The 13,814-nt window shown below is 60.0% G+C and carries 12 protein-coding genes and 1 pseudogene; 3 read left to right on the plus strand and 10 right to left on the minus strand.

The window, feature by feature from the left end; genetic code table 11:
* The first annotated feature begins 311 nt into the window (after positions 1-311).
* Both CE491_RS14315 and CE491_RS14320 read left to right on the plus strand, forming a co-directional pair.
* The gene (locus CE491_RS14315; protein ID WP_110949056.1) at positions 312-1,646 is read left to right on the plus strand and encodes a dicarboxylate/amino acid:cation symporter; all 1,335 of its coding nucleotides are present in this window, start codon (positions 312-314) and stop codon (positions 1,644-1,646) included.
* A 318-nt stretch (positions 1,647-1,964) separates the two neighbouring features.
* Entirely contained in the window at positions 1,965-3,146 is a 1,182-nt protein-coding gene (locus CE491_RS14320; protein WP_110948977.1) for a CaiB/BaiF CoA transferase family protein, read from the plus strand.
* Positions 3,147-3,296: 150 nt separating this feature from the next.
* On the opposite strand, the gene CE491_RS14325 is transcribed toward CE491_RS14320, so the two are convergent.
* Positions 3,297-3,791 carry a SprT family zinc-dependent metalloprotease gene (locus CE491_RS14325; RefSeq protein WP_110948978.1) on the minus strand — a complete coding sequence of 165 codons (495 nt, stop codon included), beginning with the start codon at positions 3,789-3,791 and terminating at the stop codon, positions 3,297-3,299.
* Between the two features lie 238 nt (positions 3,792-4,029).
* Positions 4,030-4,170: pseudogene (locus tag CE491_RS30775) on the minus strand (hypothetical protein); the annotation flags it as partial.
* A gap of 366 nt (positions 4,171-4,536) precedes the next feature.
* On the opposite strand from CE491_RS30775, the gene ttcA reads away from it, so the two are divergent.
* Positions 4,537-5,361: a tRNA 2-thiocytidine(32) synthetase TtcA gene (gene ttcA, locus CE491_RS14335; protein ID WP_110948980.1), complete on the plus strand. Its 825-nt coding sequence runs from the start codon at positions 4,537-4,539 to the stop codon at positions 5,359-5,361.
* 182 nt (positions 5,362-5,543) lie between these two features.
* Here ttcA and CE491_RS14340 read toward each other — a convergent pair whose 3' ends face one another.
* The 8 genes from CE491_RS14340 to CE491_RS14375 all read right to left on the minus strand — a co-directional run bounded on the left by CE491_RS14340 (position 5,544) and on the right by CE491_RS14375 (position 13,812).
* Positions 5,544-6,461, minus strand: coding sequence for a dihydrodipicolinate synthase family protein (locus tag CE491_RS14340; RefSeq protein WP_110948981.1), 918 nt, complete (start codon positions 6,459-6,461; stop codon positions 5,544-5,546).
* Between the two features lie 207 nt (positions 6,462-6,668).
* The gene (locus CE491_RS14345; RefSeq protein ID WP_110948982.1) at positions 6,669-7,706 is read right to left on the minus strand and encodes a trans-3-hydroxy-L-proline dehydratase; all 1,038 of its coding nucleotides are present in this window, start codon (positions 7,704-7,706) and stop codon (positions 6,669-6,671) included.
* A 269-nt stretch (positions 7,707-7,975) separates the two neighbouring features.
* On the minus strand, positions 7,976-8,698 hold the full coding sequence (locus CE491_RS14350) for an amino acid ABC transporter ATP-binding protein (protein ID WP_110948983.1): 723 nt from the start codon (positions 8,696-8,698) through the stop codon (positions 7,976-7,978).
* The gene (locus CE491_RS14355) at positions 8,691-9,341 is read right to left on the minus strand and encodes an amino acid ABC transporter permease (protein WP_110948984.1); all 651 of its coding nucleotides are present in this window, start codon (positions 9,339-9,341) and stop codon (positions 8,691-8,693) included. Before CE491_RS14355 ends, CE491_RS14350 begins: the two co-directional genes overlap by 8 nt.
* A 9-nt stretch (positions 9,342-9,350) precedes the next feature.
* Positions 9,351-10,016 (minus strand): amino acid ABC transporter permease, encoded by a 666-nt coding sequence (locus tag CE491_RS14360; protein ID WP_110948985.1) that lies wholly within the window; start codon positions 10,014-10,016, stop codon positions 9,351-9,353.
* A complete protein-coding gene (gene lhpI, locus CE491_RS14365) occupies positions 10,009-11,781 on the minus strand; it encodes a cis-3-hydroxy-L-proline dehydratase (protein WP_110948986.1) in 1,773 nt (590 codons plus the stop codon). Before lhpI ends, CE491_RS14360 begins: the two co-directional genes overlap by 8 nt.
* Positions 11,782-12,045: 264 nt before the next feature.
* Positions 12,046-12,864 carry an ABC transporter substrate-binding protein gene (locus CE491_RS14370; RefSeq protein WP_110948987.1) on the minus strand — a complete coding sequence of 273 codons (819 nt, stop codon included), beginning with the start codon at positions 12,862-12,864 and terminating at the stop codon, positions 12,046-12,048.
* A gap of 189 nt (positions 12,865-13,053) precedes the next feature.
* The gene (locus CE491_RS14375) at positions 13,054-13,812 is read right to left on the minus strand and encodes an AraC family transcriptional regulator (RefSeq protein WP_110949057.1); all 759 of its coding nucleotides are present in this window, start codon (positions 13,810-13,812) and stop codon (positions 13,054-13,056) included.
* Positions 13,813-13,814: the final 2 nt, after the last annotated feature.

The raw sequence follows: 13,814 nt of genomic DNA on the forward strand, positions 1-13,814 counted from the left end.
GGCACTCGCGCCCAGGTCAGCGGCGAAGTCGTATAGAAGGCGGATACCCGCCAACCCACGGGTCATTTTCTCGGTAATGGGCGGAAATCCGCCATCGCGTGTCGTGTTTTTTGGCTAACGTTAACAAGGCAGTCCATGCCGCTCGGGGCTTTCGGGGAGTTTGAAGAAGATGGCACGGTGCTTGCGATAGAGGGCGCAGAGGTCTGCCGTGCGCAGCTCGACAACAACAAATCTCTCCGAGCAGGAGGGTTCGCACTTTAGGCGTCGGTCTATCAGGAATGATGCATGCCGAGGCTCTTGAGGAAACTGCAATGACGACTCGTCAGCCAATCTACAAATCCCTGTACGCCCAGGTGATCGTTGCAATCATCATCGGTATTGCCCTCGGTCACTGGTATCCCGAAACCGCCGTTCAGCTCAAACCCTTTGGTGATGCGTTCATCAAGCTGATCAAAATGGTCATCGCCCCCATCATCTTCTGCACCGTCGTTAGCGGTATCGCTGGCATGCAGAGCATGAAATCCGTGGGCAAGACCGGTGGCTACGCACTGCTCTATTTCGAAATCGTATCCACCATTTCGCTGCTGATCGGCCTGGTCGTGGTCAACGTCGTTCAGCCTGGCGCTGGCATGCATATCGATCCGGCCACGCTGGACGCCTCGAAAATTGCTTCCTACGTCACCGCGAGTAAGGATCAGACCGTCGTCAACTTCCTGCTCAATGTGATTCCAGGCACCATCGTCGGCGCGTTCGCCAGCGGCGACATCCTGCAAGTGCTGATGTTCTCGGTGATCTTCGGTTTCGCCCTGCATCGCCTGGGTGCCTATGGCAAGCCGGTGCTGGACTTCATCGATCGCTTCGCCCATGTCATGTTCAACATCATCAACATGATCATGAAGCTGGCGCCGCTGGGTGCGCTGGGTGCAATGGCTTTCACCATCGGTGCCTACGGCGTGAGCTCGCTGGTGCAACTGGGCCAGCTGATGTTGTGCTTCTACATCACCTGCCTGTTGTTCGTACTGGTGGTGCTGGGCGCCATCGCTCGTGCACACGGCTTCAGCGTTGTGAAACTGATCAAGTACATCCGCGAAGAACTGCTGATCGTGCTGGGTACGTCCTCGTCTGAATCTGCCCTGCCACGCATGCTGGTGAAGATGGAGCGTCTGGGCGCGAAGAAATCTGTCGTGGGTCTGGTGATCCCGACCGGTTACTCGTTCAATCTCGACGGTACGTCGATCTACCTGACCATGGCCGCCGTGTTTATCGCTCAGGCGACTGACACTCACATGGACATCACCCATCAGATCACCCTGCTGGTTGTTCTGCTGCTGTCTTCCAAAGGCGCTGCTGGCGTGACTGGTTCGGGCTTCATCGTGCTGGCAGCCACGCTGTCTGCGGTAGGCCATCTGCCGGTAGCCGGTCTGGCGCTGATCCTGGGTATCGACCGTTTCATGTCCGAAGCTCGCGCACTGACCAACCTGGTCGGCAACGCTGTCGGGACGCTGGTCGTGGCCAAGTGGGTAAAAGAACTGGACGTACCGCAAATGGAGGCCGAACTGGCTGCGGGTAGTCGAGCCATCGAAGAACCTCGTCCGGAAGACGATCTGGGCGTGGCCGAAGGCCCTGCTCCGGTAGGCCGTTCCTGATCGGTTAGCGTCACGCTGAAATGAAGAGCCCGCCCGTGGGAAACCCGGGCGGGTTTTTTGTTGGCTGGAATGTGTAGCGCCTAAACCAACGTCTCGCGGGCAAGCGCTCCTACAAGGGAACGCGGTCAGTCTGTGCAATCGCGCACGTCTGACACGACCGAGGCGCGTGATCTTACTGCCGCTTCGCAGCAGATCGTCAGCGAGCTGGATTCATACGGCCTTCGGCCAGAAGCGGAACGTGTCATGCCGAGTCATTGCCCCTTTGCATGCGCAGACCTACGCTGACCTTCATCACTCCGCCATCAGGGAAGGCCCTCCATGCAAGGTCCGTTGTCGTCGCTCAAAGTTCTGGATTTCTCCTCGCTGCTGCCTGGGCCGTTCGCTTCGCTGTTGTTGGCGGACATGGGGGCTGAGGTGTTGCGTATTGAGTCACCGACTCGGCTGGACCTGTTGCGCGTGTTGCCGCCCCACGATCACGGCGTCTCGGCCAGCCATGCCTACCTCAATCGCAACAAGCGCAGTCTGGCGCTGGACCTCAAGCAACCCCAGGCGGTGGAGGTCGTGAAACGCTTGATCGCCGAATACGACATCGTGTTGGAGCAGTTTCGCCCAGGGGTGATGGATCGGCTGGGCATCGGTTACGAGACGCTCAAGGCGATCAATCCGCGGGTGATCTATGTCGCGATCACCGGCTACGGTCAGACCGGGCCTTACCGCCAGCGCGCCGGGCACGACATCAACTATCTGGCACTGGCCGGGCTTGCCAGCCATACCGGCCGCAAGGACAGCGGTCCGTTGCCCTTGGGTGTGCAAGTGGCGGACGTCGCGGGCGGTTCGCTGCACGGGGTGATCGGTCTGTTGGCCGCGGTGGTTGCGCGTCAGCAAACAGGGCAGGGGCAGTTCGTCGACATCAGCATGACCGACTGCGCCTTCAGCCTGAACGCATTGGCGGGTGCAGGCGCGCTGGCGGCCGGTGTCGAGCCTCAGGCTGAGGGACACATGCTCAATGGCGGCAGTTTCTATGACTACTACCGCAGCCGCGACGGCCGCTGGTTTTCGGTGGGCAGCCTGGAACCGGTGTTCATGCGGGCGATGTGCGAGGCGCTGGGGCGGCCGGAGCTGGCCAAACGCGGGCTGTCGCCTGAGCACGCCGATCAGATGGCGCTCAAGAATGAGCTGCAAATCGAGTTCGAACGGCGCAGTTTCGAGGAGCTTGAAATACTTTTCGCCGGGATTGATGCCTGCGTCGAGCCGGTGCTGAGTTTTTCCGAAGCCGTTCGCCACCCTCAATTGCAGGCGCGGCAGGTGGTGACGCACGTTCCCAGGGAGGACGGCAGCTTTCAGCCGCAGATCGCCTGCCCGGTGAAGTTCTCGGATGGCCTGCCAAAGCCTCGGCATATTGGCGTTGCGGTGGGTGCGCACAGTGAACAGGTGCTGGCGGAAATGGGGTTCACTCTGCCTGAAATTGAGTCGATGCGGGATTCTGGGGCAGTCGGCTGAAGGTTGCGGCGTTGCTGCTGGCCCTTTCATGAGCAAGCTCATTCCCACAGTGGATCTACGGTGTGCACAGAGGAGCGGTCAAGCGCAAAAATTGTGGGAGTGAGCTTACTCACGAAGAGGTCTGCCATGGCTATCGAGCGACCAAGGCTTTTACTCAACCCTGGTCTCACCGCTGAACACCAATATCTCCCGACACCGGCGACACAAATACCGACGCCCTTTGCGCACCAGCTTGTGCCGCTGTAGGGAGAACGGGAAATCGCTTTCCGGGCAGGGGCAGCGGTAGATATAGCGGGTCGCGCTGCGGCGGTGGATTTCATAATTGTGGCAGCGGTTGGGCGGCAGTTCATACACGCCGCGCATGATCAGCTGCCATTCCTCGCCGTGCGGCTGGATGGTGTCGCCAAACAGCTGATGGGCCACCAGATGTGCGACTTCATGGGCCACGGTCTGGCGCAGGAAATCTTCGCTGTTTTCCCGGTACAGCTGCGGATTGAAGCGCAGCAGGTTTTCGTGCAAATGCGCGACACCGGCCTTCTGGCCGCGCAGCTTAAGGCTGACGACGGGGCGTTTGAAAGGGCGTTTGAAAAAATCTTCGGCTTGTTGGTAACAGGATTCGACGCGGGTATTGAGTTGCTCGAGCATGCTTCATCGGTCTCCAGAGGACGCGAGTATGCCGCAAAGCGCAGGGTAGCCGAAAACCCGAGGCGCCGAATGGTAGAGGAACGCGCACTCGCGGCATGAACGGAGAACATTGTGGGAGTGAGCTTGCTCACGAGAGCGATATCTCAGGCACCTATTTTTGTCTGACACATCGTCTTCGTGAGCAAGCGCACTTCCCCAGGAATGCTGTTCTAACGGAAGGACCAAACCCTTTTAGTTTGGTGTACTCAGGCCCCACGCCCGCGCCCCACAGCACCACCGTAAACGCCATGATCGCCACCAGCACCACCAGGCCCACCGCCAATACCGAACTTGAGAACATGAAGCCCTCGTCCGGATCGACATTCATGAATACCGGCAGGCGCCATTCTTGATCGGGATGCGTGAACAGCCCCAAAACGTCATGGATCATGCCCGTCACCCTCATCAGGGATGCCGTCGCGCCTGACCGCCTGATGCCGCCAGGGCAAGCCCACAATCTCGATAAAGGGGAATTGGTTGCGACCTCATTGGCAGTATAGAAAGTTGCCAGACTGCAAAACCGGAGGCTTTAGAGCGTTTGGCGCGCTCAAGAGCGCTGTTAATAGCGGCAGGTGATGAGATCGGACAAGCGGGCAGCGACCTGAAGGAGCGCGCAGGTTTCAGGACCAACAGGCATTACCAGCCTCAAGGTTTATGCGTAAAATACCGCCCCTTTCCAGAGTCACAGCGAGCGGACTACAGCGCCATGGGCAGCCTTTCAGTCAATCAGAACAAACTGCAGAAGCGTCTGCGTCGGCTTGCGGGCGAAGCGGTGGCCGATTTCAACATGATTGAAGAGGGCGACAAGGTCATGGTCTGCCTGTCCGGCGGCAAGGACAGCTACACCATGCTCGACGTGCTGCTGCATTTGCAGAAGGTCGCGCCGATCAAGTTCGAGATCGTCGCCGTGAACATGGACCAGAAACAACCCGGTTTCCCGGAGCACGTGCTTCCCGCGTACCTGAAAGAGCTGGGCATTGAGTATCACATCGTCGAGAAAGACACCTACTCGGTGGTCAAGGAGCTGATTCCGGAAGGCAAGACCACCTGCTCGCTGTGTTCACGCCTGCGTCGCGGCACGCTGTACACCTTCGCCGACGAGATCGGTGCGACCAAGATGGCCCTCGGTCATCACCGCGACGACATCGTCGAGACCTTCTTCCTGAACATGTTCTTTAACGGCAACCTCAAGGCCATGCCTCCCAAGCTGCGCGCCGATGACGGCCGCAACGTGGTCATTCGCCCGCTGGCGTATTGCGCCGAGAAGGACATCCAGGCCTATTCGGACATGAAGCAATTCCCGATCATCCCGTGCAATCTGTGCGGATCGCAGGAAAACCTGCAGCGTCAGGTGGTCAAGGACATGCTTCAGGAGTGGGATCGCAAGACCCCAGGCCGCTCGGAAATGATCTTTCGCAGCCTGCAAAACGTAGTGCCATCGCAGCTGGCAGATCGCAACCTGTTCGACTTCACCAACCTGCGCATCGACGAAACCGCTGCTTCGCGGTTCGTGAATGTGGTGAATCTGTAGCAGCGCGACTTGCCAGCGGTGGCGTCATCACAATCGCTTCCGGTGCTGAGGTTTTCACACAGCCTTGTGTGGGAGTGAGCTTGCTCACGAAGGCGGTTTGTCAGATAGACATGCCTATCGAACAGATCGCATTCCTGAGCAACTTCACTCCCACGGTGTTTAGGCGTCGTCCAAATATCGGGTTACAACCCCACATCCGGCAAAACCGGCTTGTTCGCCAGGGCCGTTTTCATCAACCCTTCCACATATTCGCGATCACTGTCCGGCAGGGCCAGGCGCGGTGGGCGAGTGAGGGCGCTGCCGCGTTGCATGATCGCTTCGCACAGCTTGATGCACTGCACCAGATCCGGACGCGCGTCCAGATGCAGCAACGGCATGAACCACTCATAAAGCGCCATCGCCTCGGCGAAGCGTCCTGCCTTGGCCAGGCGGAACAGGGTTTCGCCCTCTTTCGGAAAGGCGTTCGACATACCCGACACCCAGCCCACCGCGCCCACCGCCACGCTTTCCACCAGCACATCGTCCAGCCCGGCAAACAGCACGAAGCGGTCGCCGACTTCATTGCGCACATCGATGAAACGGTTGGTGTTCCCCGACGAATCCTTGAAGCAGACGATGTTGTCGCAGTCGGCCAGGGAAATCAGGATGTCCGGGGTGACGTCGTTCCTGTAGATCGGCGGGTTGTTGTAAACCATCATCGGCAAGTCGGTGGCCGCTGCCACGGCCCGGAAATGCGCGGCGGTCTCGAAGGGTTTGGACGAATACACCAGCGCCGGCATCAGCATGATCCCGTCGGCCCCGGCCTTCTGCACGTCCTTGGCCACGGCGCTAGCATTGGCGCTGGTGAATTCGGCTATCCCTGAAATCACCGGCACGCGCCCGGCGGACGCATCCTTGGCGGCTTCCACCAGGCTGATCTTCTCCGACACGCTCAGTGAGGTGTTCTCACCCACGGTGCCGCAGATCACCAGCCCCGACACGCCATCACGCACCAGGTTGGAAATAACCTTGTGCGTAGCTTCCAGGTTGACGGAGAAGTCTTCGTTGAATTGAGTGGTAACAGCGGGGAAAACGCCGCTCCAGGATACGGAATTGCTCATGGGGTACTCCTTTGGATGAAAGGTATTTCGTATACGTTATGGATTGGACGCATAGCGCCCGGTCATTTTGCGTTCAACAGTTCTTTCAGGACTTCTTCGATTGCCGTGGCAGCGCGCTTGCCGGCGATTGCGGTGTGCCAGTCAATGGAATCTCAGAGCCAAATTCCATCGCGGGCAAGCGCGCTCCTGGAGGAATCCGCATTCAGATCACAGCTTCAACCCAACCGGCCAGGTATCGGTCAACTTGTAACCCTCCGGCCACGGATCTGCGGGGTCGAGCAGGTGTTGATGGGTCCCGGTGATCCACGCCCGGCCTGAGAGGCTCGGCACGATTGCCTTGCGCCCGGCAATCTCGGTCTCGCTCTGGATCTTGCAGTGAAACTCCGAGCCGATGATCGAGCGACCAATAAACCGGTCACCGACCTTCAATACGCCCTTGGCGTGCAGCACCGCCAGACGCGCCGAGCAACCGGTGCCGCAAGGCGAGCGATCGATTTTGCCGGGGCGGATCACCACCGCGTTGGCGGCATTGGCCACGCCGCCGTCGTAGTTCACCGGCGCGGCGATCTGGCAGAACGAAATGTGGTTCCAGTCCTTGTTGGTCGGATGATTGAAACCCAGCTGTTCGTTGGCGGCCTTGGTGATTTTCAGGCCGGTCTCTACCAGATCCTTCGCCTCATCGGCGGTCAGCGAGAAACCCAGCTTCACCGAATCGACGATGGTGAAACTGTCACCGCCATACGCGGTGTCGACCTGAATCGAGCCCAGCCCCGGCACCTCGATCCACACGTCCAGTTGATCGGCGAACGAAGGATGGTTATGCACCTCGACGCTCTGCACCTTGCCGTCACGGCACTGCGCGATGGCTTCGATCAAACCGCCCGGCGCTTCCAGCACCAGACGGGTCTCTGGCTCGGTCATCGGTAGAATTCCGCTGTCGAGCAGCACCGTCGCCACGCACAGCGAGTTGGAGCCGGACATCGGCGGCACGTCCGCCGGTTCCATGATGATCCAGCCCATTTGCGCCTTGGGGTGCTTGGGTGGCACCAGCAGATTGACATGACGGAATACCCCGCCGCGCGGCTCGTTGAGCATGAAATTGCGCAGTACGTTGTCCTTCTCGATCCAGCGCGACTGCTCCCAGATCGTATCGCCCGGCGGTGGCGCAACCCCGCCGACGATCACATCACCGACTTCACCCTCGGCATGACAACTGACTACATGTATCACTTTCGATGAGCGCATGACGTAAGCCTCTCCTGTCGAATACGGTTTGTTTGCCGGTCATCCTCAATGCCTATGAGCAATCCCGGATTTATCCAATGGCGCGGAATCCGTGGGAGCGAGCGTGCTCACGAAGGGGCCAGTACATTCACAACATCTCTGGTGCCTACACTCAGCCTTCGTCAGCAGGCTCATTCCCACAGCTTTGACCTCCATACAACCCGAACTCGGTAGCAGTCTTGCCGACCTCACCGCCGGCAAGCCGTGCTGCTACGGATGTCCGCATGCCTTCAATTGATCGACCGCAAAAAATCCGCCGTCTCGGGACGTTGCGGATGGCCGATGACCTGATCCGGCGTGCCGATCTCGTGCACCAGGCCATTGCGGAAAAACGCCACGCGGTCGGACACATCTCGGGCAAAACGGATTTCATGGGTCACCAGAATCATGGTCATGCCGTCTTCGGCCAACATGCGCATGGTGTCCAGCACCTCGCCCACCAGTTGCGGATCGAGTGCCGAGGTCGCCTCATCGAACAGCATGTAGTCTGGCGACATCGCCAACGCTCGGGCAATCGCCATGCGCTGTTGCTGACCCCCCGACAGCTTGCCGGGGAACACCTTGAGCTTGTCGCCCAGACCCACGTGCGTCAGTTGCTTGACCGCCAGCGCTTCGGCTTCGGCCTTGCTTTTACCGAGCACGGTGCGCGGGGCGAGCATCACGTTCTCCAGCACGGTCAGGTGCGGGAAGGCGTTCCACTGCTGAAAGACGATGCCGATCTTCTGCCGCAATTTGTTGATGTCAGTGCTCTTGGCGTGAACCTCGGTGCCGTCCACGCGGATGCTGCCGCTCTTGATAGATTCCAGGCCGTTGATGCACATCAGCAGCGTCGATTTGCCCGATCCGGAGCCGCCGATGATCGACACTACCTCGCCTTTTTGCACCTGCAGGCTCACGCCCTTGATGACTTCAAGCGCGCCGAATGATTTGTGTACGTTGTCGATCTCAATCATTTTCCTGCCACCTTGTTTCCAGTCGGGCACCCAGACGGGCGATCACCAGACTCATGACGTAGTAAATGAGCCCTGCGATGCACAGCACCAGCAGCGGCTCCTGGATACGGGTAACGATGGTCTGCGAGGCGCGCAGCAGTTCGACGATGCCGATCCACATCACCAGCGCCGTGTCTTTCATCACCGACAGCAGCAGGTTGACCCAGCCCGGAAACGCCACGCGGGTGGCCATTGGCATGACGATCTGACGCAGGTCCTGCCAGTAGCTCAAGCCCAGCGAGCGACTGGCGCGGCGCAAACTCAGCGGCACCGACAACACGCCGCTGCGAACGATCTCGGTGCAGTACGCCGTGACGTATAGCCCCAATACCACGCACGCCACGACGAAGGCACTCCAGTTCAACCCGGCGATGCTTTTCAGCGCGTTGAACAGCACGAACTGGATCAGCAACGGCACGCTGCGAAACACATCCAGTACCCACGCCAGCGGCACGGTGCTGCGCGGCAACAGGGCGCGGGCCATGCCGCAGACCACTCCGGCCAGGGTGCCAATGATCATCGAGATGATCGTCAGCAGGATCGTCACCCACGCCCCCTGAAGCATGAATTGCATGTCGTTCCAGCTGAAACTGCTATCGAACATAGTGATTCCTCAATACCGGAACAGGCGCCAGGACAGCAGCCGCGCCACGGCCACGATGAGTTTGGCTATCAGGTAATAGAGCACCGCCGCAATGGCGAAGAATTCGAAGGTGCGGAAGGTCTTGACGTTGTAGTCCTGGGTCACGCCGGTCAGGTCGTTGTTCAGGCCGACGATTACGCCCATGGAGGTCATCAGCACTGCCCAGACCATCTGGTTGGTCAGCGGGTAGAAGACGATACGCAACAGCTGTGGAATGACGATCAGCCGGTAGGCCTGGGGCGCGCTCATGCCCAGCGAGCGGGCGGCTCGCAGTTGGGTGTCCGGCACCGCCTTGAGGCCGCCACGAAAATTTTCCGCCAGATAACCCGCGTTGTTGATGGTGATCCCTGCCAGCAACGCTGCCCAAGAACTCACGTGCAGCCCGAACGATCCCAGCCCGAAATAAAGGATGTACACCTGAAACAGCGAAGGCGTGTTACGTGCGATGGAAATCCAGGTCGCCGCGAAGCCTCGGAACAGGCGGTTCTTGCCTTGGCGCATGAACACCAGGAACAGCGCGATGATCACCCCGAGGATCATCGACAGGGCGGCGGTTTCGAAGGTAACGATGGCGCCGTCGAGCATGTCCGGTAGTGCCTTGAACGCGGCTCGCCAGTGGAAGCTGTAATCAAACATGGGGCAGCGCCTCCGCTCGTTCCGCCGCCTGCAACCAAATCGGCAGACGCCCGGTGGCCAGACCCGTGCAGGCGCTTTCAACGCATTCGGCAAGGCTGGCGAAATGCACGCAACGACCCACCAGACCGGGCGCGTAATGCGCGTATTTGCCAGAGTTGGTCATCAGATTGCGCGCGGTCGGCGGGATCACCGGCTCGCCGAGCATGCACCAGCAGGTGTCGGTGACGAACAGCACACCGAAATCCTCCAGGATGGCGATGTGGCCTGCCTGTTGCGCGCGCTCCAGCGTGGCGCGACCGCAGGTGATGACGATCGCCAGGTTGTCGCGTTTGCGCCGGCCCTGACAGAGACGGGCGAGGGTGGCGCATTCGCTCAGGGAAAAGTGCGGATTGCCCAGGGTCACCGCATCGACTTCAGGGCTTTGCGCGCTGTTCAGTTCACGCCAGCTGTGCAGCAGGTCCAGGGCGCTAATGTTCAAAGCTTTGCCTGGCGGGTATCCGCCAAGGGCCGTTTCGGCAGTCGTGGCTTCGGGTGTCACACCGACGATATGGAACATCGGCGCGGCGGAAGTCGTGGCGAATGCGGCGCCGAAGGCCTTTAGGTCATCCAGGGTCGGCGCTTTGTGTTCCAGGCCGCAGACCACGGGGATATCGGCGCCGCAGAGCAGGCCGATGTGGTAACCGAGCAGGGGATAGAAACTGTCGTCCAGCGGTCCCAGGTCCGGCATGTCGATACGCAAGGTCGCCAGGCGCTGTTGGGTCAGGTGGCAACCGATTTTCGGCGCCCGGCCGGTCAGGGCGATGCAGATGTCCAGGTAATCGGGGTATTTCAGGGTGCGCGCGCCGATCACACTATTGGCGTAGACCACTGCGTTGGATTCGGCCCAGACGATCTGTTCGCCTAGCTCCGGCGCGCTGTCGAGCAGATACGGCGCGCAGGTGAAGCTGACCCGCGCGCCCATGTCCAGGTAGGCATCGCCCAACTGGCTGGAAGGCTCTCCCAACGCGGGGTCGACACCCAGTTCACGCCAGCGGCGCTTGTCCACCGAGATCGAATTGAGGGTGGTCGGCACGCGGACCTTGGCGTCCCAGTCCACCAGTTGCCGGGCGAAGCGCAGACTGGCAGGGCCGGTATAGATGCAGCCATCGATGTGCGCCTGGGTGATGTCCAGTAGCTCTGTCGCGCCTTGCAGTTCGGCCATGCGCAGGATGATGCCCATTGCCACTTGTGCGGCCCTGCCATAGGCGCCGTCGAGAACGCTCTGATCCATTTCGGTCAGGCTGATGGCGTGGCTGACGCTGTTGGAATGACGGGGTGCGTGCGCAGTGGGGAGGGCGGGTGGCGCGCTGTCGAACGCTGTGACGTGATGGTTTTCGACGCGCAGGAATTTCACCTCGCGCAGGGCAGCGAAACCCGCTTCACCGAGGCTGATGACTGGAAGCGAATGCCCGAACATCTGCTCGGCGACCAGCACGCCCAGGGTGAGGATGTCCTCGACCCGCTCGAACACCAGAGCCGCCGGCGCATGGCCGTTGAGGATCAGCTCCAGCAGCACGCTGCTGCCGGTGCACGAGCCGCGGCCGCTGGGAATTGCCAGCACTTTGCCGGTGATGATCTGGCCGCTGAGAGGGTGATGCCGATCGATCACCTCACCTGTGAACGGCTCGACCCCGCCCCAGAAACTGAGGCCGATATCGGCGTACAACAACTCCCCCTGCGCGCTGCCCGCGACCAGACAGCGCCCGTTCAACGAAACTTCAGACATCGTGGGCTCCAGGATTGAGAACCTCGGAATTTCGGCATGAGCCGTTGTTATGCCGAACATCGAACCCGTGTAGGAAACGCCCTTGCCCGTGATTACTGTGTATCAGGCGCTGGTTGTGTATCTGACCCAACGCAATCGCGGGCAAGCGCGTTCCTGCAGGTAATGTGTCAGGCGCAACTACGTTTGATCGTTTCGAGCGCGGAGCGTCGCGGGATGCATTCCACGCCGAGCATGGCAACGATCAGAACTGTGGTCCTACCTCGATCAGTAATAAACCCCGGGCACGGTCAGGTTGGCGGGCTTGATGTCATCACCCACCCACTTCTTCCACAGTTCGTCATAACGACCGGTGCGCACCTGTTGGTTGACGAACAGATTCAGATAATGGATCAGGCCGTACTCGTTGCGTTTCGCCGCCAGTGACACGTAATCGATAACGTACGGTGCGTTGCCAGCGACTTTCAGGCCCTTGTATTTGCCAGACTTCAGGGTCGCGGCCGCCACGGTGTTGGTCACCACGGTGGCATCGATATGGCCCTGGGCGACGGCGAGGATGGTGTCGTTCTGCGTCTGGTAGGCGCGGAAGCTGCCGGTGCCCCAGGCTTTCTGGTCTTTCTCCAGCGCGATGGCTTCATAGGTGCCGCTGGTGTTGCCGACGTTCTTGCCCTTGAGGTCTTCATATTTGCTGATATTGGTGTTGTCGCGAGTCAGCACCACCATCTGAAAGGCGAAGTAGGGAATGGTCATGCCCACGGTCTTGGCGCGTTCCAGCGTGTCGGAGGTCGAGGCCACGATTACATCGGCACGCCCGGACACCAGCGCCGGGATACGGTCGGGAAACGGCGTTTCGACCACCTCGGCGGTCACACCCAGCACCTTCGCCAGGTCATTGCAGTAATCGACGTCAAATCCGACCGGGTTGTTCTTGTCGTCCCGGGAACCCATTGGCGGGAAATCCAGGGTGACAGCGCAGCGCAGTTTGCCGGAGTCGATGATGTCGTCGAGCTTGTCGGCAAAGGCCACGTTGATGATCGATGAGCTCATTACGGCGAGGAGGGCTACTGCAACAGCATGCTTTTTCATAGAAGCCTCGGTGGATGCAAGTAATGGAACGGTCGGATAAGTAATTTCGTATACGATATTTTCTATGCACGTGGCGTGCCTGTTTTGCCACGCTGGCTTGAGGACGTTGGATCGCAGGTTGTGGGAGTCAGGGGGAATTCTGAGTAGGGCGATGGTGTTACATAAAGGAGCAAAAACGCAGGACGTGCTTCATAGATGCACGTCTGCCCCCTGCGACTCCCGATACGCGCTCGGCGACACCCCGGTCAGCGCCCGAAACTGCCGACTGAACGCGCTGTGGTCGGTGTACCCGCACCTGAGCGCCACTTCGGTGATCGACAGATTCTCCCGCAGCAGCCGTGACGCTTCACCGAGCCGCGCCTTGTGAATCATCTGGCGGGGCGTCAGCTGGAAAATGCGTTTGCAGTGGCGCTCCAGCTGAGCGATGGACAGCCCGGCAATGGCTGTCAATTCTTGCAGCGTGATAGGGCGGGAAAAGTGTTCGCGGATGTAGGCATCGACCTCGGCCAGCTTCTGATAGGCCGGATGCGATTGCAGGATTTGCAGGTCCCGCGAGATGCCCGCCAGGCCGATGATCGCGCCGTGGCAGTCGCGCAGGGCGATCTTGTGAGTCAGGCACCAGATCGGCTGGTTGCCGTAATAAAGGTGCAGCTCCAGTTGATCGCTCAGCTGTCTGCCATCGGCCAGCACCCGGCGATCCTGCGCGGTGTACAAGGGGCCGAAGCGCGCCGGAAAGACATCCTCGGCGGTACGCCCCACCAACTGATGCTTGTCCTTGAAGCCGCAGCGCTGCACCAGTGTCTGATTAACCAGCGCATAACGCGCCTGGGCATCCTTGACGAAAAACACCACGCCGGGAATGGCATCCAGCAAGGGCGCCACCAGCTCAAGGCTGCCGAGCAGTTGATCGAGGTTGTGCAGGGGCGCGGCGGGGATCAGGTCGATCATGT

Source organism: Pseudomonas bohemica, from assembly GCF_002934685.1.
In the GTDB taxonomy this organism is placed as follows: Bacteria; Pseudomonadota; Gammaproteobacteria; order Pseudomonadales; family Pseudomonadaceae; genus Aquipseudomonas; species Aquipseudomonas bohemica.

Coding starts and splice junctions, on each gene's coding strand:
- CE491_RS14355 (WP_110948984.1), bottom strand. CDS start 9,341: ATGTTCGATAGCAGTTTCAGCTGGAACGACATGCAATTCATGCTTCAG.
- CE491_RS14350 (WP_110948983.1), bottom strand. CDS start 8,698: ATGATTGAGATCGACAACGTACACAAATCATTCGGCGCGCTTGAAGTC.
- CE491_RS14345 (WP_110948982.1), bottom strand. CDS start 7,706: ATGCGCTCATCGAAAGTGATACATGTAGTCAGTTGTCATGCCGAGGGT.
- CE491_RS14315 (WP_110949056.1), top strand. CDS start 312: ATGACGACTCGTCAGCCAATCTACAAATCCCTGTACGCCCAGGTGATC.
- CE491_RS14325 (WP_110948978.1), bottom strand. CDS start 3,791: ATGCTCGAGCAACTCAATACCCGCGTCGAATCCTGTTACCAACAAGCC.
- CE491_RS14360 (WP_110948985.1), bottom strand. CDS start 10,016: ATGTTTGATTACAGCTTCCACTGGCGAGCCGCGTTCAAGGCACTACCG.
- CE491_RS14370 (WP_110948987.1), bottom strand. CDS start 12,864: ATGAAAAAGCATGCTGTTGCAGTAGCCCTCCTCGCCGTAATGAGCTCA.
- lhpI (WP_110948986.1), bottom strand. CDS start 11,781: ATGTCTGAAGTTTCGTTGAACGGGCGCTGTCTGGTCGCGGGCAGCGCG.
- CE491_RS14340 (WP_110948981.1), bottom strand. CDS start 6,461: ATGAGCAATTCCGTATCCTGGAGCGGCGTTTTCCCCGCTGTTACCACT.
- CE491_RS14375 (WP_110949057.1), bottom strand. CDS start 13,812: ATGATCGACCTGATCCCCGCCGCGCCCCTGCACAACCTCGATCAACTG.
- CE491_RS14320 (WP_110948977.1), top strand. CDS start 1,965: ATGCAAGGTCCGTTGTCGTCGCTCAAAGTTCTGGATTTCTCCTCGCTG.
- ttcA (WP_110948980.1), top strand. CDS start 4,537: ATGGGCAGCCTTTCAGTCAATCAGAACAAACTGCAGAAGCGTCTGCGT.